The organism is Haemophilus sp. SZY H36 (assembly GCF_018829625.1).
In the GTDB taxonomy this organism is placed as follows: Bacteria; Pseudomonadota; Gammaproteobacteria; order Enterobacterales; family Pasteurellaceae; genus Haemophilus; species Haemophilus haemolyticus_K.
Genome location: NZ_JAHKKA010000001.1, coordinates 119,664 through 145,676, shown reverse-complemented (window position 1 = coordinate 145,676; position 26,013 = coordinate 119,664). Strand labels below are relative to the sequence as shown.

The 26,013-nt window shown below is 38.7% G+C and carries 24 protein-coding genes and 1 pseudogene; 17 read left to right on the top strand and 8 right to left on the bottom strand.

The window, feature by feature from the left end; genetic code table 11:
• Nucleotides 1–87: 87 nt before the first annotated feature.
• From rsxA to KP713_RS00565, 8 genes are all read left to right on the top strand, one after another.
• On the top strand, nt 88–666 hold the full coding sequence (gene rsxA / locus KP713_RS00600; RefSeq protein ID WP_215769546.1) for an electron transport complex subunit RsxA: 579 nt from the start codon (nt 88–90) through the stop codon (nt 664–666).
• A gap of 87 nt (nt 667–753) precedes the next feature.
• Entirely contained in the window at nt 754–1,335 is a 582-nt protein-coding gene (rsxB, locus tag KP713_RS00595) for an electron transport complex subunit RsxB (RefSeq protein WP_046943227.1), read from the top strand.
• Entirely contained in the window at nt 1,336–3,564 is a 2,229-nt protein-coding gene (gene rsxC, locus KP713_RS00590; protein ID WP_215769545.1) for an electron transport complex subunit RsxC, read from the top strand.
• A gap of 4 nt (nt 3,565–3,568) precedes the next feature.
• On the top strand, nt 3,569–4,645 hold the full coding sequence (rsxD, locus tag KP713_RS00585; RefSeq protein WP_215769544.1) for an electron transport complex subunit RsxD: 1,077 nt from the start codon (nt 3,569–3,571) through the stop codon (nt 4,643–4,645).
• Entirely contained in the window at nt 4,645–5,268 is a 624-nt protein-coding gene (rsxG, locus tag KP713_RS00580; protein ID WP_215769543.1) for an electron transport complex subunit RsxG, read from the top strand. Before rsxD ends, rsxG begins: the two co-directional genes overlap by 1 nt.
• A gap of 1 nt (nt 5,269) precedes the next feature.
• Nucleotides 5,270–5,968, top strand: coding sequence for an electron transport complex subunit E (locus tag KP713_RS00575; RefSeq protein WP_215769542.1), 699 nt, complete (start codon nt 5,270–5,272; stop codon nt 5,966–5,968).
• Between the two features lies 1 nt (nt 5,969).
• On the top strand, nt 5,970–6,605 hold the full coding sequence (gene nth, locus KP713_RS00570; protein ID WP_118855114.1) for an endonuclease III: 636 nt from the start codon (nt 5,970–5,972) through the stop codon (nt 6,603–6,605).
• A gap of 59 nt (nt 6,606–6,664) precedes the next feature.
• Nucleotides 6,665–8,038, top strand: a complete 1,374-nt coding sequence (locus KP713_RS00565; RefSeq protein ID WP_215769541.1) for a sodium-dependent transporter — start codon at nt 6,665–6,667, stop codon at nt 8,036–8,038.
• A gap of 47 nt (nt 8,039–8,085) precedes the next feature.
• Here KP713_RS00565 and qseC read toward each other — a convergent pair whose 3' ends face one another.
• From qseC to KP713_RS00545, 4 genes are all read right to left on the bottom strand, one after another.
• The gene (qseC, locus tag KP713_RS00560) at nt 8,086–9,441 is read right to left on the bottom strand and encodes a quorum sensing histidine kinase QseC (protein ID WP_215769540.1); all 1,356 of its coding nucleotides are present in this window, start codon (nt 9,439–9,441) and stop codon (nt 8,086–8,088) included.
• A complete protein-coding gene (locus KP713_RS00555) occupies nt 9,442–10,104 on the bottom strand; it encodes a response regulator (RefSeq protein WP_140527707.1) in 663 nt (220 codons plus the stop codon).
• A gap of 64 nt (nt 10,105–10,168) precedes the next feature.
• Nucleotides 10,169–10,534 (bottom strand): YgiW/YdeI family stress tolerance OB fold protein, encoded by a 366-nt coding sequence (locus KP713_RS00550; protein WP_005636761.1) that lies wholly within the window; start codon nt 10,532–10,534, stop codon nt 10,169–10,171.
• Between the two features lie 131 nt (nt 10,535–10,665).
• Nucleotides 10,666–11,553 carry a Dyp-type peroxidase gene (locus tag KP713_RS00545; RefSeq protein ID WP_065264980.1) on the bottom strand — a complete coding sequence of 296 codons (888 nt, stop codon included), beginning with the start codon at nt 11,551–11,553 and terminating at the stop codon, nt 10,666–10,668.
• Nucleotides 11,554–11,756: 203 nt separating this feature from the next.
• On the opposite strand from KP713_RS00545, the gene KP713_RS00540 reads away from it, so the two are divergent.
• From KP713_RS00540 to KP713_RS00500, 9 genes and pseudogenes are all read left to right on the top strand, one after another.
• Nucleotides 11,757–13,640 (top strand): FTR1 family iron permease, encoded by a 1,884-nt coding sequence (locus KP713_RS00540; protein WP_252346294.1) that lies wholly within the window; start codon nt 11,757–11,759, stop codon nt 13,638–13,640.
• A gap of 27 nt (nt 13,641–13,667) precedes the next feature.
• Nucleotides 13,668–14,189: an iron transporter gene (locus tag KP713_RS00535; RefSeq protein ID WP_005626197.1), complete on the top strand. Its 522-nt coding sequence runs from the start codon at nt 13,668–13,670 to the stop codon at nt 14,187–14,189.
• A 95-nt stretch (nt 14,190–14,284) separates the two neighbouring features.
• A complete protein-coding gene (locus KP713_RS00530; RefSeq protein ID WP_215769538.1) occupies nt 14,285–15,700 on the top strand; it encodes a Fe-S-containing protein in 1,416 nt (471 codons plus the stop codon).
• 2 nt (nt 15,701–15,702) lie between these two features.
• Nucleotides 15,703–17,043: an ABC transporter permease gene (locus KP713_RS00525; protein WP_106014218.1), complete on the top strand. Its 1,341-nt coding sequence runs from the start codon at nt 15,703–15,705 to the stop codon at nt 17,041–17,043.
• On the top strand, nt 17,030–18,184 hold the full coding sequence (locus KP713_RS00520; RefSeq protein WP_106014217.1) for an ABC transporter permease: 1,155 nt from the start codon (nt 17,030–17,032) through the stop codon (nt 18,182–18,184). Before KP713_RS00525 ends, KP713_RS00520 begins: the two co-directional genes overlap by 14 nt.
• Nucleotides 18,185–18,264: 80 nt before the next feature.
• A pseudogene (locus tag KP713_RS00515) lies at nt 18,265–18,423 on the top strand (ABC transporter permease); the annotation flags it as partial.
• Nucleotides 18,424–18,464: 41 nt separating this feature from the next.
• Nucleotides 18,465–19,139, top strand: coding sequence for an ABC transporter ATP-binding protein (locus tag KP713_RS00510; RefSeq protein WP_005636775.1), 675 nt, complete (start codon nt 18,465–18,467; stop codon nt 19,137–19,139).
• Nucleotides 19,126–19,608: a TlpA family protein disulfide reductase gene (locus KP713_RS00505; protein ID WP_140531122.1), complete on the top strand. Its 483-nt coding sequence runs from the start codon at nt 19,126–19,128 to the stop codon at nt 19,606–19,608. The genes KP713_RS00510 and KP713_RS00505 overlap by 14 nt, the downstream gene beginning before the upstream one ends.
• A gap of 33 nt (nt 19,609–19,641) precedes the next feature.
• Nucleotides 19,642–19,929 carry a c-type cytochrome gene (locus KP713_RS00500; protein ID WP_373454881.1) on the top strand — a complete coding sequence of 96 codons (288 nt, stop codon included), beginning with the start codon at nt 19,642–19,644 and terminating at the stop codon, nt 19,927–19,929.
• Between the two features lie 41 nt (nt 19,930–19,970).
• Here the strand turns inward: KP713_RS00500 and KP713_RS00495 are convergent, their stop codons facing one another.
• From KP713_RS00495 to KP713_RS00480, 4 genes are read right to left on the bottom strand one after another with little or no spacing between them, the layout of a single operon-like run.
• Nucleotides 19,971–21,146, bottom strand: a complete 1,176-nt coding sequence (locus KP713_RS00495; RefSeq protein ID WP_215769537.1) for a multidrug effflux MFS transporter — start codon at nt 21,144–21,146, stop codon at nt 19,971–19,973.
• Between the two features lie 20 nt (nt 21,147–21,166).
• Nucleotides 21,167–22,507, bottom strand: a complete 1,341-nt coding sequence (locus KP713_RS00490; RefSeq protein WP_215769536.1) for a replication-associated recombination protein A — start codon at nt 22,505–22,507, stop codon at nt 21,167–21,169.
• Nucleotides 22,508–22,567: 60 nt separating this feature from the next.
• The gene (gene lolA / locus KP713_RS00485; protein ID WP_215769535.1) at nt 22,568–23,185 is read right to left on the bottom strand and encodes an outer membrane lipoprotein periplasmic chaperone LolA; all 618 of its coding nucleotides are present in this window, start codon (nt 23,183–23,185) and stop codon (nt 22,568–22,570) included.
• 17 nt (nt 23,186–23,202) lie between these two features.
• The gene (locus KP713_RS00480) at nt 23,203–26,010 is read right to left on the bottom strand and encodes a DNA translocase FtsK (protein WP_215769534.1); all 2,808 of its coding nucleotides are present in this window, start codon (nt 26,008–26,010) and stop codon (nt 23,203–23,205) included.
• Nucleotides 26,011–26,013: the final 3 nt, after the last annotated feature.

The window sequence follows — 26,013 nt, the reverse complement described above, 5'->3', positions numbered from 1 at the left end:
TAGTAGGGTTTATCGCATTTAAAAATACCTATTGTTCTTCAATTCATAAATAGCGATAATACTTCCCCACATAAAAGGCAAAGAAAAATGACAAATTATATTTTATTGATTATCGGTACTGCATTAATTAACAACTTTGTACTTGTAAAGTTTTTAGGACTATGCCCGTTTATGGGGGTATCAAAGAAAATTGAAACCGCAGTAGGTATGGGACTAGCAACAATGTTTGTATTAACCGTCGCCTCCCTTTGCGCATATTTAGTTGATCATTATATTCTTGTTCCCTTGAATGCTACTTTTTTGCGTACATTAGTATTTATTTTGGTTATTGCCGTAGTTGTACAATTTACCGAAATGGTGATAAATAAAACTAGCCCAACGTTGTATCGTTTACTTGGAATTTTCTTGCCTTTGATAACCACAAACTGTGCAGTTCTCGGTGTCGCATTATTAAATGTAAATCTTGCTCATAATTTAACGGAATCTGTCATTTATGGTTTTGGTGCATCTCTTGGGTTTGCACTTGTATTAGTGCTTTTTGCTGCACTCCGTGAACGTCTTGTCGCAGCCGATGTACCTTTAACTTTCAAAGGTTCATCTATTGCACTTATCACCGCTGGTTTAATGTCTCTCTCATTTATGGGATTTGCAGGACTAGTGAAGTAATAAAATGATTTATCTTTTAATGGCTATTACCATTTTGATTTTATTTATTGGGTTCTCTCAGTATTTTTCAGGAAAAAGAAAGAAATAATGACCCTTCTATTCATCGTAATCACTTTACTCGCTTTAATTTTCGGTGCGATTTTAGGATTTGCTTCACTTAAACTCAAAGTTGAAGCCGATCCTATTGTGGAAAAAATAGACTCTATTTTGCCACAAAGCCAATGTGGACAATGTGGTTATCCAGGCTGCAAACCATACGCTGAAGCTATTTGCAATGGAGATGACATCACAAAATGTATTCCTGGTGGTCAACCGACCATCGTAAAAATCGCAGAGATTTTAGGTGTTGATGTGCCAGCTATGGACGGAGTAGAAGAACCTATCGAGAAAGTCGCTTTTATTGATGAAAATATGTGTATTGGCTGCACAAAATGCATTCAAGCCTGCCCTGTTGATGCCATTATTGGTACAAATAAATTCATGCATACGATTATTCCAGATCTCTGTACAGGTTGTGAACTTTGCGTAGCGCCCTGCCCGACAGATTGTATATCAATGATTCCCGTGAAAAAAAATATCGATAATTGGGATTGGAAGTTTGATGCAAAATTAGTCATTCCAGTAATGAATGTAAATGGCACTGAGAAAAAATTGGTTGTGGGGGAATAAATGGCGGACGTATTATCTCGTTTCAATTCCAGTAAATTATGGGATTTCAAAGGTGGTATTCATCCGCCTGAAATGAAATCACAATCTAATTCACAACCATTACGTCATCACCCTTTAGTCACGGATTTTTACATTCCTCTTAAACAGCACGCAGGAATAACAGGTCACCTTTTAGTAAAGGAAGGCGATTACGTATTAAAAGGTCAACCTTTAACGCGAGGCGATGGCTTACGTATGCTACCCGTTCATGCGCCAACTTCAGGCACAATTAAATCTATTAAACCTTATGTCGCTGCACATCCGTCTGGTCTTGATGAACCAGCAATTCATTTGCAAGCAGATGGCTTAGATCAATGGCTAGCGCGTAATCCTATTGATGATTTTTTAACACTCTCGCCAGAACAACTCATTAACAAAATCTATCAAGCTGGTATAGCTGGCTTGGGCGGTGCAGTATTTCCGACTGCCGCTAAAATTCAATCAGCAGAGAAAAAAGTTAAACTCTTAATTATCAATGGTGCAGAATGTGAGCCTTATATCACTTGTGATGATCGTCTTATGCGTGAACGGGCCGATGAAATCATAGAAGGCATTCGTATTTTGCGTTACATCCTACGACCTGAAAACGTAGTCATTGCTATTGAAGATAACAAACCTGAAGCAATAGAGGCAATTAACAAAGCGCTACAGGGAGCAAATGACATTAGCGTTCGAGTAATTCCAACAAAATATCCTTCGGGTGCCGCAAAACAGCTTATTTATTTACTTACAGGAATGGAAGTGCCAAGTGGCGCGCGTTCTTCTAGTATTGGCGTACTGATGCATAATGTTGGTACAGCCTTTGCAATTAAAAGAGCGGTGATAAATGACGAACCTTTAATTGAACGAGTGGTCACCCTTACTGGTGATAAAATTTCTGAAAAAGGTAATTATTGGGTTCGACTTGGTACACCAATTTCTCAAGTATTGACGCACGCTGGCTATCAATTTGATGAACGTTATCCAGTGTTTGCGGGTGGCCCAATGATGGGATTGGAACTTTCCAACCTCAATGCACCAGTGACAAAAATTGTCAACTGCTTGCTTGCACCAGACTATTTTGAATATGCAGAACCAGAGCCTGAACAGGCTTGTATTCGCTGTTCTAGCTGTTCTGATGCCTGCCCAGTCAACTTGATGCCACAGCAACTCTACTGGTTTGCGCGTAGTGATGATCACAAAAAATCGGAAGAATACGCCCTCAAGGATTGTATCGAGTGCGGAGTTTGCGCCTACGTATGCCCAAGCCATATTCCGCTGATTCAGTATTTCCGCCAAGAAAAAGCAAAAATTTGGCAAATAAAAGAAAAACAGAAAAAATCAGATGAAGCCAAAATTCGCTTTGAAGCGAAACAAGAGCGAATGGAACGTGAAGAACAAGAGCGTAAAGCACGTTCACAACGTGCAGCAGAAGCACGTCGTGAAGAATTAGCGCAAACCAAAGGTGAAGATCCTGTTAAAGCGGCGCTAGAACGCTTGAAAGCGAAAAAAGCCAATGAAACAGAATCAAAACAAGTTAAAACGATTACCTCAGAAAAAGGGGAAGTTTTACCTGATAACGCTGATTTAATAGCACAACGTAAAGCTCGTCGTCTGGCTCGTCAGCAAGCGGAATCTCAAGTTGAAAACCAAGAACAACAAACTCAACCAACCGATGCGAAAAAAGCAGCAGTTGCAGCCGCACTTGCTCGAGCAAAAGCAAAAAAACTTGCACAAGTAAATGAAACCGCTGAATCAGTCTCAAATACTCAAACCGTAGAAAGTGCGGTAGAAAAAACAGACGAAAATTTAACCGCACTTGATCCAAAAAAAGCGGCGGTAGCTGCAGCGATTGCCCGTGCAAAAGCAAAAAAACTTGCACAAGCAAATGAAACCGATGAATCAGTCTCAAATACTCAAACCGTAGAAAGTGCTGTAGAAAAAATAGACGAAAATTCAACCGCACTCGATCCGAAAAAAGCGGCTGTAGCTGCGGCTATTGCTCGAGCAAAAGCAAAAAAACTTGCACAAGTAAATGAAACCGCTGTATCAGTCTCAAATACTCAAACCGTAGAAAGTGCGATAGAAAAAACAGAAGAAAATTCAAGCACACTCGATCCGAAAAAAGCAGCCGTAGCTGCGGCTATTGCTCGAGCAAAAGCAAAGAAATTGGCAAAAACACAAGCAACATTAGAAAATAATCAGGAATAAAATAATGTTTAAAATGGTTAGCTCTCCTCATACTCATTCGGGGAAACTCACAGCGCGTATTATGCTTTGGGTAATGTTGGCAATGATGCCAGCTTTTTTCACGCAAATTTATTATTTTGGATTTGGCGTGGTGTTTCAATCTGCATTAGCCATTGGTACAGCAATCATTGCGGAATTTATTGCAATAAAATTACGTGGTAAAAAACCGCTAAATTATCTTTCAGATTTCAGCATATCCCTGACTGCTTTAATTTTGGCAATGGCTATTCCACCTTATGCACCTTATTGGGTCATCATCATTGGAACACTTTGTGCAGTTTTATTAGGTAAACAGGTTTATGGTGGCTTAGGACAAAACCCATTCAATCCAGCGATGATTGGTTATGTCATTCTTCTAATTTCATTCCCGTTACAAATGACAACTTGGATGCCACCAATTAATTTATTACAGGAACCACCGACTTTTTCAGATGCGTTTTCATTAATATTTTCAGGTTTAACCACTGACGGATTTACACTTTCACAACTTACACATAACATTGATGGCATCACCCAAGCCACACCTTTGGATAGCGCAAAAATTTTCTATAAAAGTCACACTCAATTAAATGATTTTTATGAATTAATTAAACTGCCGATTTTTATGGGTAATGGAACCGACTTTGCTCAAGGCTGGTGGCAAGTGAACGTGGCTTTCTTAGCGGGCGGAATTTTCCTTATTTTAAAACGTGTAATTCACTGGCAAATTCCAGTGGCGATGCTTGTCACCTTTTTCTGTTTAGCCACCGCGACCGCTTTTACTGGCTTCACGCATTTAAGTGCGATTAGCCAACTGGTTAGTGGCGCAATGATGTTTGGCGCATTTTTTATTGCGACAGATCCTGTCACAGCCTCCATTACACCACGAGGAAAAATTATTTTTGGCGCATTAGTGGGGTTATTTGTCTATCTCATTCGCTATCACGGAAACTTTCCAGATGGTGTAGCATTCGCAATTTTATTAAGTAATATTTGCGTTCCACTTATCGATCATTACACACGTCCTCGAGTATCTGGTTATCCAACAAAAGGAAAAAAATAATGGGCACAGTAAAAATCACATCGCGTTACGGGATATTGTTAGGCTTTGTCGCCCTACTCTGCACAGCAATTTCTGCGGGTATTTTTTTCCTAACAAAAGATAAAATTGACGCGGTGATGGCGGCACAACAACGAGAATTACTTTTACAGGTCATTCCACAAGATTATTTCAATAATAATTTGCTAGAAAGTGCGGTTATCCCTCAAGATAAAAATTTGGTGGGTATTCAGAAAATTTATTTTGCGAAAAAAGATGGAAATGTTTCTGCCTATGCCTATGAAACCACTGCGCCTGATGGCTATTCTGGCGATATTCGCTTGCTTGTGGGATTAGATCCGAAAGGTCAAGTGTTAGGCGTGCGAGTCATTGAACACCATGAAACACCTGGCTTAGGCGATAAAATTGAACTCCGTATTTCCAACTGGATTTTAAATTTCACTCATCAATCGATTAATGAGCATAATTTGAGCGAATGGGCAGTAAAAAAAGATGGTGGAAAATTTGATCAATTTTCTGGTGCAACCATTACACCTCGCGCAGTGGTTAATCAAACTAAACGTTCAGCATTAATCATGCTAAATAATCAAGCCTTGTTACAACAGCTTTCAACACAAGTGAAATAATATGACAGATTTAACTGAAAAAAATACCGCACTTGAAGAAGAAAAAATAGAAAGTGCGGTTGAAAATCAACAAAAGTCCATGTGGAAAGAAATCTTTGCTCAAGGAATTTGGAAAAATAATCCAGCGGTTGTTCAACTTCTCGGTCTTTGTCCGCTTTTAGCGGTGTCTAGCACAGCCTCCAATGCACTTGGTTTAGGTTTAGCGACAATGCTTGTGCTCACTTGCACAAATACGGTCATTTCACTTTTCCGTAAATATATTCCGAATGAAATCCGCATTCCAATCTACGTGATGATTATTGCGACGACAGTAACTGTCGTTCAACTTTTAATGAATGCTTATACCTATACGCTTTATCAATCACTTGGAATTTTTATTCCACTCATCGTTACCAACTGTATTGTGATAGGTCGAGCAGAAGCGTTCGCCTCAAAAAACAGCTTACTCCATTCAGTTTGGGACGGTTTCTCAATGGGATTAGGGATGGCACTTAGCTTGACAGTACTTGGTGCATTGCGTGAAATCATTGGACAAGGTACGGTTTTTGATGGCATCGAAAATCTATTTGGCGAACAAGCTAAATTTTTAACGCTCCATATTTACCATACAGACAGTAGCTTTTTACTTTTCATTCTGCCACCAGGCGCATTTATAGGATTAGGCTTGCTCCTTGCAATAAAAAATCGAATTGATAAATAAGATGAATAAATTAAAAAGAATCGAAATATTAACCCGATTAAGAGATCAAAATCCCCACCCGACCACAGAATTACAGTATAATTCGCCCTTCGAATTATTAATTGCGGTGATTCTATCGGCACAAGCAACCGATAAAGGCGTGAATAAAGCAACAGAAAAACTATTCCCTGTTGCAAACACGCCACAAGCGATTTTAGATTTAGGATTAGATGGTTTAAAAGGCTATATTAAAACTATCGGGCTTTTTAATAGTAAAGCAGAAAATATTATCAAAACCTGCCGTGATTTAATTGAAAAGCACAACGGTGAAGTGCCTGAAAATCGCGAAGCCTTAGAGGCATTAGCAGGTGTGGGCAGAAAAACAGCCAATGTTGTACTAAATACGGCATTTGGTCATCCAACCATTGCGGTGGATACCCATATTTTCCGTGTATGCAATCGAACTAATTTTGCACCTGGTAAAGACGTGGTAAAAGTGGAAGAAAAACTGCTTAAAGTCGTACCTGATGAATTTAAAGTAGATGTTCACCATTGGTTAATTTTACACGGGCGCTACACTTGTATCGCACGGAAACCTCGTTGTGGCTCATGCATTATTGAAGATCTGTGTGAATATAAAGAAAAAATTGAGTTTTAATTTTTGCGATAAAACACTCTAATTATTTACCGCACTTTTTATTAAAAATAGGAAAACAAATGACAACAAATAATAAACAGCGACAAACTTGGTCGAGCCGACTCACCTATGTCATGACTGTCGCAGGCGCAACTGTCGGTTTCGGCGCTACTTGGCGCTTCCCTTACCTTGTGGGCGAAAATGGTGGCGGAGCCTACGTTCTACTTTTCTGTATCGCAATGATCGTAATCGGTATTCCGATGATTCTCGTTGAAAACGTGATCGGTCGTCGATTACGTGTAAATTCCATTGATGCCTTTGGCGATAAAATTCTGGATAAAGGAAAAGGCATTTCCAAATATTGGAAAATCCTTGGCTACATGGGATTACTCGGTTCATTCGGTATCATGGCGTATTATATGGTGCTTGGAGGCTGGGTTATTTCTTATATCATCAGCCTAATTAGCGGTACATTAGATATTTCAACACCAATTACAAAAGACATTGCCAAAGATTTCTACGAGCTGCATATCGGCAATAGCCCTTATGAAATTATACTGTACACCTTCTTATTTGTTGTGGTGAATTACATTATTTTAGCTAAAGGGATCATTGGTGGGATTGAGCGTTCTGTAAAATATTTAATGCCATTGCTATTCATCTTCCTCATTGGAATGGTTATTCGCAACGTAACATTACCAGGTGCAATGGAAGGAATTACATTTTATTTAAAACCAGATTTCAGCAAAATTACACCACAATTATTTATCTTCGTTTTAGGTCAAGTATTCTTCGCGTTGAGTCTTGGTTTTGGCGTATTAATTACGCTTTCAAGCTACTTAAATAAAGAAGAAGACTTAATACAAACTGCAGTTATTACTGGTTTTACCAATACAATTATTGCCGTACTTGCGGGCTTTATGATCTTTCCATCACTTTTCACCTTTGGGATTGAACCAAATGCAGGCCCAACTTTAGTATTCCAAAGTTTACCTATCGTATTCTCTCACTTATGGGCGGGTAAATTCTTTGCAATTATTTTCTTCGGCTTATTATTAATTGCTGCGCTAACTACTTCTATCACAATTTATGAAGTGATCATTACCGCATTACAAGAAAAGCTCAGAATGCGCCGTGGCAAAGCGATTGTCTTAACCCTTGGTGGGATTTTTATCTTGGGTAATATTCCAGCAATTTTAGGGGATAATGTATGGAAAGATGTCACCATTTTCGGCAAAAGCATTTTTGATTTTTATGATTATGTCAGTGGAAATATTCTCTTTATGCTGACCGCACTTGGTTGTGCTATTTTCGTTGGTTTCGTGTTAAAAGATGATGCTAAAAAAGAACTTTCTCCAACACCTGACTCAACATTCACTAAAATCTGGTTTAATTATGTGAAGTTCGTTGTGCCAGTGATTATTTTAGTCATCTTTATCAGCAACCTATTATAAAAAAGAAAACCGAGTCTTTACTCGGTTTTCTTTTTTAAAGGAAATGTTTATAAAAATATTTGAGCCTTTAAGCCAATTCGCTGCCCTTCTTTTATCACATTTTCTAACTGCACTTTGAATCCGTGTAATTCTGCAATTCGCATGACAATAGAAAGCCCTAGACCACTACCCTTTTCATTTTGCCCAGCTGGGCGATAAAAACGCTGACCAAGTTTTTTCAAATCTTCAGAGTCAACACCACCACCATTATCTTCAATAATAATCTGAGAAGATGCGATTTTCACTGAAACAGTTGTGTCTTCTGGGCAATATTTAATGGCATTATCTAGTAAATTTCTAAGCATCAATGAAACTAAAATTGGTTGCCCTTGTTTCTGCTTTGGTTCAGATTCTTTCTCAAAAGCCAAGGTAATTTTACGTTTTTCTGCCACAAAATAGCGCTCAGCAATCAGCGATTGAATGATGCCTTCCCAATCAATAGGCTGTAATTCTTCCAATTCTTGTAAATTATCCAGTTTTGAAAGGGTCAAAAGTTGCTCAATTAACTGCGATGCACGATCAATCCCTTGTGTTAAATGCAAAAGCGCTTGTTCTCGTAATTCCCTATCATCACCAGCCAGTTGAGCAACTTCAGTTTGAATACGCAATGCCGCCAATGGACTACGCAATTCATGGGCTGCATCAGAGGTAAAACGGCGTTCGCGTTGTAGCATAGCCGAAGTGCGGTCAAAAAATTGATTTAAATTTTTTACTAAGGGTAAAATTTCAGCAGGTAAGCCCTCTGTATTCAGCAATGACACATCACCAGATTTTCTCGTTTGAACTTCTTGGCTTAAACGTTTAATTGGTCGAAGTTCTTTATGAATCAACCATCCTAAAACGATGATCAAAATAGGCAAACTCGCAAACCAAATCCACATTTGCCCAAAGATCATTTCTTCAATTAAATCTTCGCGGTAGTCAAGCTCTTGCCCAACGGCAATAATCAAATTTCCATTCGCTACAGGCTGCCAGAAAATACGCCATTCATCGTCATCATTCAGCATATAACCTTTTGCAAAGCCAATTTCATTATCAAACACAAAATTATCGCCATTACGCCCATCTGTTAATAAACGTTTTCCCTCTTTAGAAAAAATAGCAAAAGCCAATGCGTCATCATCATAGTTTTTTTTGAACGAATGTGGCTGGAGTTTATTAATATCTTCCACATGCTCTAACAGAATATGACTAAGATCTGAATTGGCAAGACGTTCAGCAAAAAGAATTTGTTGGGCGTCGAAAACATCATTCACTTCACTACGCACCTGCCACCATGCGACAGCAGTAGATACGCCCCACACCAAAAGTGCGGTGAAAGAAAGAACAGAAATAAGACGAAAACTTAAACGTTTGTTTTTCATTTATTGCGTTACTCCCAACGCATATCCTACGCCGTGTACTGTTCGAATAAATTGCTTACCTAATTTCTGACGCAAATTATAAATATGCACGTCTAACGCTCCGCTGCTAATTTCTTCATCCCAGCTTGATAATTTTTCTTCAATAGATGCGCGAGACAGTACGCGATCTTTATTCAGCATAAATAATTCAAGTAATTTGTATTCACGGCTTGTTAAAGAAATAGGTTGATTATTTAGCCAAACAGAACGTTGATTTGGATCGAGTTTAACGCCAGCATGCTCAATCACCGAATGATGATGGCCATAACGACGACGAATCAGTGCTTGCAAGCGTGCCGCAACTTCAGCCAAAGCAAAAGGCTTACAAAGATAATCATCCGCTCCACTTTGCAATCCTTTGACACGTTCATCTAAAGTATCACGGGCAGTCAGAATCAATACAGGTACATCTTGATTCTTAGAACGCCATTGTTGTAATACATCTAATCCATCAAGTTTCGGCAAAGTTAAATCTAATACAACCGCATCATAAGGCGCAGAGGTTAAGGCATCCATTCCTGTTTTTCCATCCGTAAACCAATCTACGGCAAAACCTAGTTTAGTTAGACCAATCTGCAACCCATTACCAATCAAGCTATCGTCTTCAATAAGTAAAATTTTCATCAAGCCTCCCAAAAAATTACCTATATAAAAATGGCGAGCAATGCTCGCCATTTTCAAAGAATGATTATTTTACTTTTTCGATACGTAATACTTCAAGATCCGCTTTCTCGAATGCTTCGTTATCTAGTTTACCGTAAACTTTCACTTTATCACTTGGATCTACATTTAAACCATTCCAAACGTGGCGTTCAATTTCTACTTTGATTTGACCTGTACCATCGCTAAACCAGAATTCATCGTCATCAATTTGTTGTGTGATATTCCCCACTAAAGTGATCATTGAATTATCTGCAGCAGATAAAGCTTGTTTTACACTAATTGCTGAAGGGGTTGCTTGTTGAAAACCCCCTTGAGTATTTCCGCCGTTAAAACCTGCAAATGCAGAAGTGGTTGCTAATGCGAAGATTGTTGCTAATGCAAATTTTTTCATAATGTTTCCTTTTTAAGTCAGTTAATTTCAAGCACCATTGCTTGGATGTGTGTATTAAAACAAATAAATCTTAAGAAAAAGTTAAGAAACATAAAAAAACCTAAATTTTTTTAATTTAGGTTTTTCATAAATTAAAGTTTATTCAACTGCTCAATAGATGGTGCATAATAATAAGCGCCCGTTACAGCCTTGGTGAAACCTAAAATGCGGTCAGTTTTTCCGTCTTTTTCACCAAACATATTAAGCAACTGTTGTTCAATGTTATAAAGCGTTGCACAGTAAGCAATAAAGAATAATCCGTGTGTACCGCTGGCTGTACCATAAGGTAAGCTTTGACGTAAGATTTTTAATCCCTTGCCATTTTCTTTTAAATCTGTACGACCAACATGAGAAGTATCTGCCTTATCTTCCATTTCTACGCTATCCGTTTTGGTGCGTCCGAACACATTTTCTTGTTTTGCTGTATTTAATTTTTCCCATTTAGCGAGATTATGTTCATAACGTTGGGTAAATACATAACTCCCATCTTTATCATTGCCATTTGAAATTAAGGCAACTTCTGCTCGCTTTGCATCTTTTGGGTTTTCAGTTCCGTCAATAAAACCGGTGAGATCTCGTTCCTCCACCCAACGGAAACCATGAATTTCTTGCTGAACGTCAATAGCTTGAGCAAAAGCATTCACTGCAGCTTGTGCCACAGAAAAATTAACATCAGGGCGCAACGATTGAATATGCACTAAAAGATCAGTTTGTGTACTAGGCGCAGATAGATCACCTTTGCCTAAGGTTACGAAAGGTTTAAGCTCTACCGCACTTTGACCACCTAACTTTTTCCATGCGCTATCACCAAAAGCGAGCACAGCACCTAGACGAGCATCAGGATACGCTTGTTGTAACTGTTCAAGACTGTCAAGGAATTGATGAATAGCTTTAGAGACAACAGAATAATCCGTAATATTTGCTTCTAAAAATACACCTGCTTTACAAGATTCAAGTAAAATACCCGTTTGTGCAGTCATAAAAATCTCCGTACATCAATAAAAAAACGGTCAAATTATACAAAAACACTGTATAAAAATCCTAAATATTTCAGCATAAATTGATTTCCATCACAAAAATACGATTTCATTATTGCGGTTTTTTATTATTTAATATAACCTCTAAACAAGAATAAATTTCATTTAAAGGATTAACTGTTATGTTTCGCGTTTTTCGTTACGTAATGATTCCCTTCCTCTTTCTTTTGTCTCAATCTGTTCTTGCAGACAACTATCAAAAATGGGTAGATGACATCACTCAACGCTTGAATCACACCGAACAACTTCTTAAAGAAAACAAAATTGATGATGCTAAAACCGAAGTACAAATGGCCTATTTTGAAATATTTGAAAATTTAGAAGGGCCGATTCGCATTAATTTTTCAGCGCAAAAAAGCTACCAAATGGAAGCCACTTTTGGTGAAATTCGCAAAATGATTGGCGAAGGTAAACCAATGAATGAGGTTCAAGCCAAAATCAACGGTTTAAAAAAGGAATTACAAGAAGTTTTACCTTCTCTTGTTGAAGGGCATCAACTCAATGCTGATAGTCAGCACGGCGTTTATGATAATCAAGCCATCAAACCTTATTGGCAACAAAGTTTCAAAACTATTGATGATTTTATTGCTCAAGCCATTACCGCTTATGAAAGCGGCGATTTTGCCAATGCTAAAAAAGCATTCCAACAAGCTCAATACGACGGCTACAAAAACTCTGAAATGGAAATGTCGGTTAGAACTAACCGCTCTTCTGAAATTTCAGCCGCGATCAATCAACAATTCTATAATTTGATTCGTTTGAGCGAACAACCTGATCAAATGACAGAGATTGCTTACCAAAGCACACAACTCTTACAAGATATTGAAGAACAACTTCCTAATTTGCCAACCACTCGCGATGAACAAAACGCTCAAGCGACACAATCACAAGCACAAACTTCAGATAACGTTGCAGATCAAGATTGGGCAAAAATTACGAGTGAAATCAACCAACGTATTCAACAAGCTATTACCCTTTATGAACAAGGCGATGCGAAAAAAGCTATGCTTGCGGTGCAAGACACTTATTTTGATATATTTGAAAGCTCGGGCATGGAAAACAAAGTAGGCTCGCGCGATAGCAATTTTAAAGCAGAATTAGAAGGTTATTTCACTCGTTTAGTCAGTCTGATGAAAGCGGGAAATGGCGACAAATTGCAAGAACAAGCCGCAGGTTTAAGCCAAAACTTAGCGAAAGCCGTTCAAATATTGCAAGGTGGCGAACAAAGTGATTGGTCCATGTTCTTATATAGCTTGCTTATTATTTTACGTGAAGGCTTAGAGGCATTATTAATTGTTGCCGCTATTGTCGCTTATATGGTGAAAAATAATCATCACGATAAATTACCAGTTATTCGCCAATCCGTTTATGTGGCGTTAGGGGCAAGCGTCGTTACCGCATTCATCTTCCAACTTATTTTTGAAAACTCAGGGCAAAACCGCGAATTGCTTGAAGGTTTCACAATGATTATTGCGGTCTTCATGCTGTTTAGTATGAGTTACTGGTTGCTTTCTAAAGTCGAAGCACAAAACTGGAAACGCTATCTCGAAGGCAAACTTTCAACGGCATTAACAGCAGGCTCTCTATTCGGCTTATGGCTGACCAGTTTCCTCGCAGTATATCGTGAAGGCGCAGAAACCGTATTGTTCTATTATGCCCTAGTTGGCGATGCGAAAAGTGCGGTCAGTTTAGCCTATCTTTTTGCTGGCTTTATTTGCGGGGTGATTTTACTGGCGATTTGCTACTTTATAATGCGTTACACCGTGGTTAAATTGCCATTAAAACCATTCTTTATGTTTACTGGTTCATTTATGTATTTAATGGCATTTGTATTCGCTGGCAAATCTGTACTTGAACTTATTGAAGGTAAACTGTTTGAACCGACATTAATTAATGGTGTACCAGAAATCTCGTGGTTAGGTGTTTATCCTTATGTGGAAACCCTTGTGCCACAAGCAATCTTAATTCTTGCTGCTATTTTTGCTTTGTTTGTTATGAAATATCAAAGCAAAAAAGCGGTTTCAAATTAACTCAAAACTCATCTCAGGAGAGAAACTATGAAAAAAGCACTTCTTAGCGCAAGTTTATTAGCAGGAATGTTTGCAGCAACTTCTGCTTACGCATTCCAAGAATATCCAATCGGTGAAGCAGTTACTATGAATGACATGGAAATTGCAGCGGTTTACTTAAAACCAGTAGATATGGAACCTCGCGGCATGGGCTTACCTGCAGCAAAATCTGATATTCACTTAGAAGCAGATATTCACGCGGTGAAAGGTAACAAAAACGGTTTTGGTGAAGGTGAATGGATGCCTTATTTAACCATCAACTATACCTTAGTCAATACCGATACTGGTGCTAAACAAGAAGGTACCTTCATGCCAATGGTTGCTGGCGATGGCCCACACTATGGCGCAAACATCAAAATGATGGGCGTGGGTAACTACAAATTAACTTACCATATCGATCCGCCACCAAAAGCTGGTATGCACCGCCACACTGATGAAGAAACTGGTGTGGGTCGTTGGTGGAAACCATTTGATGTAAATTATGAATTCAAATTTACTGGTTTAAAATAATAGTGCTGTAGGGTGGGCTTCAGCCCACCAATTAACAATCAGACATAAAAAAACGGTGGGCTAAAGCCCACCCTACCATTTAAAATCCGCTTTCTATGACTTATTTTTTCATTTTTGTTTTGCAAGCTCTTTTGCCAATTTCGCTTTTACTCGGTGCATCTTGGGCAATTAAAAAAGGCAATATTTCGCCTAAAATGCTTATTTGGTTAAGCCTTATTGGCTTGGCTTTGGGTGTTGTCCTACGACTAAATATTCCTAATGGACAAACCAGCAATCTTATTCTAACCATCGGCTTTTTAATTATCTTTTTACTTTTTGCAATCAGCCAATGGAGCAAATCATCAAACCTTGCCGCATTCTGGCAATTTGTATTAATGCTTATCGCGGGAGCAACCTGGGCGAAAGATCCAAACATCACCGCACTCACCAACACAGATGTGATTAACACTGACTTTATTTTAAATATAAGTGCGGTTATTTTTGGCGTAATTTTTAGTTTAGCCTCAAGTGCATGGATCTATTTATTACTTAAACAGCAACAAAAAACACAAGGAAAATCTACCGCACTTTTTGCACTCAGCTTTTTACTTTTTATCGCGTTAATTCTTCCTCTTGTAGCAGAACTACTGCTTACCTTAATGAAATTACAACTCATTGAACTCACCAAAGTGCGGTTAAGTTTTGTGGCAAAATCAGGGGAAATCACCGCTTGGCTCAATATCATTTGTGTTGTGTTAATGTTAGTTGTTTTATGTATTTTTACCATTCAAACACATTCAAAACGTTTAAGAGAAGCTAAAGCCGAAAAAGATCTGATTGAAAAACGCAAAAAATTAGCTTTCGTACAAACATCAAAACGCACCATTTATTGGGGAATATTGGGGATTTTATTTGTTGCCGCAAGCCAACTTTATTGGGAAAAAGTTGCTTCTCAACCGCCACAACTTTCCGAAGCGGTTCCTGTACAACTAAATGACAAAAATGAAGTGCATTTAGCACTAGAGCCACTTAAAGACGGTAAACTTCACCGTTTTGTTTGGATTGCAGATGATGGCAAAGCCGTACGCTTTTTCATTATCAATCGCCAACCAAATAAAGTCAGTATGGCGGCAGTATTCGATGCTTGCCTACTCTGCGGCGATCAAGGCTATGTCATGCAAGGCAATCAAGTGGTCTGTGTTGGTTGTGGCGTGCATCTCTTTATTCCATCTATCGGTAAACCGGGCGGTTGCAACCCTGTACCGATTGAAAATTGGCAACAAACTGAAAATGAAATCGTGATTTCTCGTAAAAGCCTTGAAGATGGCTTAAATCTATTCAGTACGATTGCGGAAATTGAAGTGCAAGATCCGATTAGTGGCGCCAAACTCAAAAACACCAAAACTGAATATAAATATAGCCACGAAGGGCATACTTATTTCTTTGAGAACGAAAAAAATCTCGATTTATTCCGCGATAATCCCGATAACTATCTCGGTATTAACAAAAACGAAAATCCAAAAGGGGAATAACAATGCTTGCTAGAATGTTATTTCAATCTTGGCGATTTGGGATCAAACGTAAATTGCTCGCCATTATCACTATTTTCTTAGCCGCTGGCCTAGTCTCTGCGCTGCTTGCTGTTTCCATTGATATTGGTGACAAAATGGCAAAAGAGCTGAAATCTTACGGTGCCAATATTTTGGTGGAGCCAGCCAGCAATGCGGCATTGCCTGATGAACTCAGTCATAGTGCTTCATTATCTAGCCAAGATTTTTTAGATGAGAAAGAGCTTCCCAATATCAAAGATATTTTCTGGCGAAATAATATCGTGGGTTTTGCACCATTGCTTTCAGCAAATGTACAGGTGACAAAATCTTCACAAAATTCCACCGCACTTTCAGCGCCGAAAACGATTAATGTGCTTGGTACCTTCTTCGATCATAATATTGCCGTACCCGATGAAGAGGATTACCACACAGGACAACGAATCATTAGCCCTTACTGGAAAGTAGAAGGGGAATGGGTTGATGATTTAAACAATGACTTTGGCGAAATCGTCCCTGTACTTGCTGGCGAACAACTAGCCAAAAGTAATGATTGGAAAATTGGCGATAAACTTAGCTTAAGCTACACAAACGATAACGGCGAAAGCCAACAAAGTGCGGTAGAAATTAAAGGGATTTTAAGTACGGGTGGAACAGAAGATAATCAGCTTGTGATGCCCCTAAGTGCGGTACAAAATTTGCTGGGTTTAGAAGGCAAAGTGCAATCCGTTCGTGTATCTGCCCTCACCGTGCCTGAAAACGATCTTTCCCGTAAAGCGCGCGCCAATACGGATGCCTTAGATGCGGAAGCCTATGACCGTTGGTATTGCACCGCTTATGTTTCTTCAATTTCCCATCAATTAGAAGAAGCCATTTCTGGCGCAATGGTTCGCCCAATTTGGCAAGTCGCTGCGTCTGAAGGTGTCGTCATTGGTAAAATCCAACTCTTACTAGCTGTAGTTACCTTCGCGGCATTAATCGCTGCAGCAATGGGTATTGCTTCCTTAATGAGTGCAGGCATTATCGAACGCTCAAAAGAAATTGGCTTAATGAAAGCCCTAGGGGCTTATCAATGGCAAATTACCTTACTGTTCTACTGCGAAGCGGTATTAAGTGCATTAGTAGGCGGAATATTTGGCTGTTTAGCTGGATGGGGATTAGCCAAGTTTATCGGTGCCGCACTATTTGGCGCGCCTCTTGATTTTGCTTGGATCGTCGTGCCTTGTGTTCTCGTACTCTCCATTCTTATTGCTGTGATTGGCACTTGGTTCCCAGCACATAAAATCGCTAAACTTTACCCTGTCGAGGTACTTTATGGCAGAGCATAAAAGCGCAAATACTCAAAGCATGTTCTGGCGATTAATTTTCCGCGCGTTGCGATTACGCCTCCAACGAGTATTCATTATTTTCACCGCACTTACAGTCGGCGCAAGTATCGTCACTGCAATGGCAGCGGTTTACTTCGACATCAATACCAAAATGAGCCAAGAACTGCGCACTTTCGGAGCAAATTTCTACATTGGTTCAGCCGATGGTGGAATGATGAATCAAGCAGAATTAAATGCAATTTTGCAAAAATCACCTGATGGTTTTATCGCTGCTGCCAGTCCTTATCTTTATGGCGTCGCACGCAGTGATTTGGAAAAAATTGTTCTGATGGGCGTAAATTTTGATGCTATGCGCATCCTCGCCCCTTACTGGCAAATTACGGGATCTGAAATCAACGTAAACTTTGACGACCGCAATGCGATGATCGGGAAAACCCTTGCGGAACGATTACATGTGAAAGTGGGAGATAGCTTACAACTTTCTAAAAATGCCGTAGAAAAACACAGTTTCAACATTAAAGGAATTGTAGAAGCTGGTGATGCAACTGATAATATGCTTATTGTAAATGTTGAATTTGCACAAAATTGGTTGGATAAAGAAGGCGTAGTAAACAACGCATTACTCAATGTGCAAAATGAGCAAGGCACTAATACAGTGGATCAATTTGCCGAAAAAATCATGCAACAATATCCCGATTTAACCGCTCGCCCGATCCGTAAAGTTTCCGCCTCAGAAGGACAAATTTTAGAAAAAATTAAAGGCTTAATGGGCTTAATTTCCCTTGTAATTTTGGTGCTTGCAACCTTATGTGTGAACACTACATTAATTGCAATTGTCGGTGAACGAGCCAAAGAATTTGCCTTACAAAAATCACTGGGCGCGAAAAAATTTGACATCATTCGCCAAATCAGCACCGAAATTTTAATTATCGCGTTTTGTGCGATTATTATCGGGCTTGGCTTGGGTTATTTATTAGCTCAAGTATTGGGAATAACTGTATTCAAATCTTATATTGATATGCGACTTCCTGTATTGCCAATTACGGTTGTACTTTCGTTATTAGTGGCATTTGTGGCTGTTATTATTCCAACACGTCGAGCATTGAGTATTAATGTGGCGAATGTGTTGAAGGGTGAGTAAAACTGAAACGCTTATAAATCCTGTTCTTCGTTTTTACTTCTGCCAAATCTCCCCTACCCCTCTTTGCTAAAGAGGGGGGGATATGGGGAATAACCGTATTCAAATCTTATATTGATATGAGATTACCAGTGTTACCAATTACGGTTGTGCTTTCGTTATTAGTAGCATTTGTGGCTGTTATTATTCCAACACGTCGAGCATTGAGTATTAATGTTGCGAATGTGTTGAAGGGTGAGTAAAACTGAAACGCTTATAAATTAGATAATAAAAGAGAAAAACCATGACCAATTTTGTAATAGAAACCCAACATTTATACAAACGCTTCGGGCAAGTTACCGCCCTGGAAGACATTAATATTCAAATCAAACAAGGAGAATTTGTTGCGATTATGGGGGCTTCAGGCTCTGGTAAAACCACGTTGATGAATATTTTAACAGGCTTAGATACCGCTAGCGAAGGCAAAGTCATTTTAGATGGCGTGGATGCTGCTCAATTAGATGAAGTCGGTCGTCAACGTTTCCGCGCAGAAAAAATCGGCTTAGTGTTTCAACAATTCCATTTAATCCCTTATTTGACCGCACTTGAAAACGTGATGCTGGCACAACATTATCACAGCGTGATTGATGAAGCATCCGCCAAAGCGGTATTGGAACAAGTAGGCTTAGGCCATCGTATTGATCATCGTCCTAGCCAACTTTCAGGGGGTGAGCAACAACGTGTTTGCATTGCACGTGCGTTAGTAAATCAACCGCCCGTGATCTTTGCTGATGAACCAACGGGAAATTTAGATGAGCAAAACGAATCGTTGGTGCTAGATTTGCTCACAAAACTTAATCAACAAGGGCGTACCATTGTAATGGTGACGCATAATCCAGAGTTAGGTGAACTCACCGATCGTGTTATTTATTTACATCACGGAAAATTTGTAAAGGAAGAAAATCATGCGAACAAATAAACTATTGAAATTAGTTGCCATAAGTGCGGTTATTTTGGGTGCTGTTTCTTGTAAAGATGAAGTTGCCTCAGTAGGGCAAAAAGCACCTGATATTGCCGCCTATGATCTTCAAGGCAATCCGGCAAACCTTGAGAATTGGAAAGGCACACGATTATTAGTTTTTTGGTCAGAAACCTGTGGACATTGCATCGCAGAGTTAAAAGAATTTGAAAAACTCGCAGAAGACAATCCTGGCAAAGTTTCGCTCATTGCAATTAATGTGGATGGCGATAAAATGGACACCAAAGCCGTAGTGGCTAAACGTGAACTCCACTTGCCTGTAATTAAAGATCAAATGAAAATTACCGCAGAACGTTATCAGCTTATGGGAACCCCTACATCTTTTGTAATTAATCCCGAAGGGAAAATTCAAGCTAAATATGAAGGCGCAATTCCATCTAATGATTTAGATAAATTGTTTAAAGGATAAACAATGAAAAAAACTAACCCAATAATTCTGATTATGATTTTCGGCCTTAGCTTAACTAAAGTGGCCTTTGCTGATACTAATCTTGCCCAAGGCGAAAAACTCTACAAACGAAGCTGCACTACCTGCCATGGAAAATCTGGTGAGAAATCTGCTATGGGAGAATCAAGAATTATCAATAACCTGACTCCTCAAGAAATTTATACCGCACTTTCTGAGCGAAAAAGTGGAAAAATTGAAGGAGCGGGCAATAGGATAAAAAGCCAATTAAGTGAAGAGGATATAAAAAACTTATCTGAACTTGTTCCTACATTAAAAAAATAAAGAAAATGCGATTAATTTTTGAAATTAATCGCATTTAAATTTTATTCTGTGTATGACTTAATATTAGTACGAATTAAAAAATAAATTATCAAACTGATGAAAGCACAAACTAAAATCACCAGGGCTGTTGCATAGAAAATATTACCAATACCGACTAATGGTGAAACAATGCCCCCTAGAAAAAAGGGAGTAAAACCAAGTAACGCAGAAGCACTTCCTGCATATTGACGTTCACTTTCCATTGCCAATGAAGAAATTGCAGGAAAGGTAAGCCCCATCATCAATAACATAAGGAAGAAGCCAATTTCAACTAAAAACCAGTTAGGTTGAATAATAAGTGTCGAAATGGTGTAAAGAACAACAATCCCAAAGCCCAATACTCCAAAAGAAAGGGCTGTACGATTTGACAACTTACCACCTATATTTGCTCCAATAACTAATGCTGCACCATTTGCTCCAAAACATAAGCTAAAGGTAAACGCACTTAATCCGTAAAAACTTTGCAAAATAAAAGGTGAAGCGGAAATATACGCAAACATGGTGGCAAGCAAAAAGCTTTCAATACCAACATAACTCATAAACATTCTATTTTTTATAATCTTGCCAAATGTAAAGAATGTGGAAAGTACAGAACCTTTCAAACGTTTTTCAATAATTAGGCTTTCTTTTAAACGAAGACAAAATAGTAATACAACAATACCGATAATTGCTAAAAAGAAAAATACGCCTTTCCAACCAATATATTCTAATAATAAGCTGCCTAGAATCGGTGAAATGATCGGTGCGATACCATTAATCGTCATTAATAACCCAAAAAAACGTGTCATTTCACGGCCACGATATAAATCCGTCGCTACCGCACGAGAAATTACTACACTTCCAGCAGAGGAAAGCCCTTGTACCGCTCTTAATACAATCATCGTTTCAATATTCGGTGAGAAAATCAGTAAAATCGTGCTGATGATATAAATTAAAAGTGAAATAATCAGCGGCTTTTTGCGTCCAAATTTATCACTCATCGGGCCAAGTAATAGCTGCCCAACGGCTAAACCGATCATTGCCGTTGTGAGCGTTAATTGCGTCATGGAAGCCGTTGTATCAAAAAATTGTGCAAACTGTGGCAATGATGGCAAATAAAGATCGACAACAAATGGTCCAAAGGCAGAAAGTACACCAAGTAAAATCACTAAAAAGGCTTTTGAATTTGTTTTTTGCATTTATATCTCCTAAATAAAGATTATTTATACCGTTTTTTCACCGCACTTTTATCTTGCTCACGTAATCGTTCTAATTTTTCCTTAATCTGAATTTCCATACCTCTATTCGTCGGAAAATAATATTGAGTGTCCTTTAATTCAGGCGGGAAATAATTTTCACCTGCTGCATAAGCGTTAGGTTCATCGTGGGCATAACGATATTCAGCACCATAGCCAAGCTCTTTCATTAAATTAGTCGGCGCATTGCATAAATGTGGTGGAACATCGTAATCTGGAAAATCTTTCGCTTGCTGTTTCGCAGTGTTAAATGCAGTATAGACCGCATTACTTTTTGGCGCTACCGCAAGATAGATAATGGCTTGGGCAATGGCTCGTTCCCCTTCATAAGCCCCCACGCGAGTAAAGCAATCCCAAGCAGCCAATGCGACTTGCATAGCGCGAGGATCTGCATTTCCCACATCTTCTGAAGCAATGGCAAGTAATCGGCGCGCAACATATAAAGGGTCTCCACCCGCTGTTAAAATTCGTGCATACCAATACAATGCAGCATCTGGTGCAGAACCTCGAACAGATTTATGTAGCGCAGAAATTAAATCATAGAAACGATCGCCTTGTTTATCAAATCTCGCTTGACGTTCGCCTAAAACTTCTTTTAATAAAGTGCGGTCAATTTTCTTTCCATTTTCTGTTTCATCCGCCATATCCACCATTAATTCGAGGCAATTCAAGGCTAATCGCGCATCCCCATTAACATATTCGGCAAGCACTTGTAGTAAATTCTCTTCTAAAATTAACCGCTCTTTACCCAATCCTCGTTCAGGATCTTCTACAGCCTGCTGCAAAACTTGTTCAATTTCAGCCGTGGTGAGTGATTTCAGCACATACACTCGGGCACGAGAAAGCAACGCATTATTTAGCTCAAAAGAGGGATTTTCTGTTGTCGCCCCAATAAAAATAACAGTTCCGTCTTCAATATGTGGCAGAAAAGCATCTTGCTGGCTTTTATTAAAACGATGGACTTCATCCACAAATAAAATAGTTTTACGATCCGCAAGACGATTTTGTTTTGCACGGTCAATGGCTTCACGAATTTCTTTGATACCACTCGTCACCGCAGAAATTCGCTCAACTTCTGCATTAATACGTTGCGCTATAATTTCTGCGAGTGTTGTTTTTCCTGTACCTGGTGGCCCCCAGAAAATCATAGAATGAATATGTCCAGCTTGAATCGCTTTACGCAGCGGCTTACCTTCACCAATAAGATGAGTTTGCCCAAAATATTGCTCTAGATTCGTTGGACGCATCTTGGCTGCCAGTGGACGGAAATCATTTTCGGCAAAATCAAAATTGAGGTTAGACATTTTTATTTCTCACAAAATTGAAGGGCGTATTTCTACGCCCTTATTTAAAATAATCATTTGTTATTTTTTACGTTGGTCATCCACTTCCACACCTTTTTCTGGCTTGAATTGGAACAAGCTATCAGACAAGGTTTGATTCGTAATATTACGTAAAACATAAAGATTGGTTTGCCCATCTTTCTCTGTCGTACTGAAATTTCTTAATACGCCATTGGCATCGACGCGAATATCAAATTGCTTGATATTACTTTTTGAAGATTTAGGTTTCAATACAAAAGTATCCACTTGTTGCATAACCGAATATTGATCCCAATGGCTTTTATCATTACTTGTAAGCAACACGAAAGGAGTGTTATTTACCGCATCTTTCACCCATTGTGCTGTTACTTGTTGCACAAATGGATCGTAGAACCATAAGGTTTTACCATCAGAAATAATCTGGGTTTCTTGAGGGGTTTTAGTATCCATACGGAATAAATTTGGGCGTTTAATTTGAAGTTTGCCACTTCCCTGTTGAACATTTTTGCCACTTCCAGAAGTCACTGTTTGCACAAATTCTGCACTTAATACATCGACTTTAGCTAAACGCATTTGCAATTCACTTGCCGAATCAGCCAATGCCAAATTACTCAAACCAAGTAAAGCAAGTGAGGCAAATTTTAACGTTGTTTTTTTCATTTTACTTTCCTTTTAAATTAGTAGTCCGGACGACGCGATAAAATCTCACGCTTACCATTTTGCATTGGGCTAACAATTCCTTGTTCTTCCATTTGATCCATAATACGAGCAGCTCGGTTAAAGCCTACGCTGAATTTACGTTGAATAGAAGATACTGAAGTTGTACCGGTATTAATAACAAAATCCATTACTTCATCAAAGAGTGGATCTAGTTCTCCACCGCTTGATATTCCTTTTTCTGTGCTTTCCTCATCGTCGGCACTTTCTAAAATGCCATCGATATAATCAGGTTTACCACGTGCTCGCCAATCATCCGCAATACGAATAACTTCATCATCACTCATAAAGGCACCATGAACACGCACCAAATCCGATGAACCTTGCCCCGAATAAAGCATATCACCACGACCTAAAAGAGCCTCTGCCCCACCTTGATCAAGAATAGTACGTGAGTCAATTTTACTTGCAACGGTAAAGGCAATACGACTTGGGATATTCGCTTTAATTAAACCTGTAATCACATCGACAGAAGGACGTTGTGTCGCCAAAATTAAATGGATACCAATAGCTCGTGCTTTTTGTGCCAAGCGAGCAATGAGTTCCTCGATTTGCTTACCCGCCACCATCATTAAATCAGCAAACTCATCGACAATAACCACAATATAACTCAATTTTTTTAATGCAGGTGGCATTGCATCCATTGTATCACCAGGTCGCCAAATTGGATTTGGAATAGGCATTCCCATTGCTTCGTATTCATCGATTTTTTCGTTAAAGCCTTCAATATTGCGTACACGTAGCGCAGAAAGCAACTGATAACGGCGTTCCATTTCATCTACACACCAACGCAACGCATTAGCGGCTTTTTTCATATCTGTTACAACAGGCGTTAGCAAGTGCGGAATATCATTATAAACGGAAAGTTCGACGACTTTAGGATCGATCATAATGAATTTCACATCTTCTGGTTGAACACGATAAAGTAAACTTAAGATCATCGTATTCACTCCAACAGACTTACCTGATCCTGTTGAACCTGCTACCAACAAATGTGGCATTTTCGCTAAATCAACAATCACAGCCTTTCCGCTAATATCTTTACCTAAAGCCATTGGCAAAGTAGCATGAGTATCACGGAATTCGCTACTATCTAACACATCACGTAATGGCACCATTTGACGATGAAGATTAGGTGTTTCAATACCAATATAAGGCTTGCCAGGAATAGCCTCTGCCACACGAATCGAACGGAACATTAATGCACGCGCCAAATCGGTATCAATACTCGTTACTTTTGACGCTTTCACCCCAGGTTGTAATTCTAATTCATAACGCGTAACAACAGGGCCAACAAGCACATCTTTTACAGTCGCTTTCACATTAAAATTACGTAATTGTTGCTCTATACGTTGGGACGTTTCAAAAACTTCTTCTTGCGTAATATTTTGTTCCACTGCTGGATGTTTTGATAATAAATCTAAACTTGGTAACGGTGTACTAGGCTTTTCACGTTTAGTTGTTTGCTGTTGGAATGCAGGATGAATTAGTGAACCACTATAACCTTGATAATGAGGTGTATTTTCTGTGGCTTTAACTTGTTCTTCAGTCACTTCATTCTGTAAAGAAACCATCATTTCTGAATTATTATCTGCTAAACGAACTTGTTCATCAGCTTGAGCAAAACGTACTGCTTCACGAGCTGCAAATTCTTCAGCAAGGTGTGAAAAATTATTTTCTTCATCATTCTGCTGCGCTAAACCTTCACGCAAGGAAACCGTTGGGATTTCATCATCTTGTAGTAAAGAAATTTCTGAAAAATTATCCGCACTTATTTCATTTTCTGATTTATTCAACTGTCCCTTTTCTTTTTTATTATTAATCCACACTGGGACAAAATCATTTTCATTCGGCATTTGATGATTTAATTCATTTGAAATATGAACACTAGGCAATTTTTCCATACCTAAATCAGAAATAAATTGTTCATCAATATTTTGTGAATTAAGTTCGTTATAATCTGTTTGAATAGAGATATTTTGTGTTAATCCACTAATATTTATCATTTGCTCATTAGATAACTTTTCGTTTTCTCCAAGCTCACTATCATTCTTATCTTCCACAAGTTTTGGATTATGTTCATTTTGTTCCGCAACTTCTGGCAATATCATATTTTGAATAAAATCTGGTTTCTGAATCAAAATTTGCTCTAATTCCTCTCCAGATTCATCTTGTTTAACATCTTCAGTTTGTTCATTTTTCATAGTAAGCCAATGATAAAACGTCACAAGCAATCGAATAAATGAGGCACCAGAACAAAAAATGAATCCAATGACAGCAAAGACCAGCCCAATTAATATTGCACCTAATTTACCGAGTACAGGATAAATCCAATTTACTACAAGTGAACCACCGAGCACACCGCCACTCAAATAAAAAGAATTACTTGATAAAAGCAACATGCTCATCACACAAAGACCGATGATTAAAGTAAAAAAACCAAAACTACGTAAAATAATTCGCGTACATGAAAGCTGTTTAACCGCTTTAATTTTTAATAGATAAACTGGTACTAAAAACGTAGCAAAAGGAAAAATATGTGCAACATATCCGAAAAAGACAAAAAGGAGATCAATTACCCAAGCACCGAATGCTCCAGCCTTGTTAATTGTTCCATCATGAGATGCAGCAGTTGCCCAAGAATTATCTAAAGGTGTATAACTAGACCAAGCAATAATTAAATAAAGTCCAAAAAGTGCGGTTAATGCCAATAATAATTCAGCTAAATACTGTCTTGGTGTAAAGCGTTCTGTAATTCGTTTAATCATATA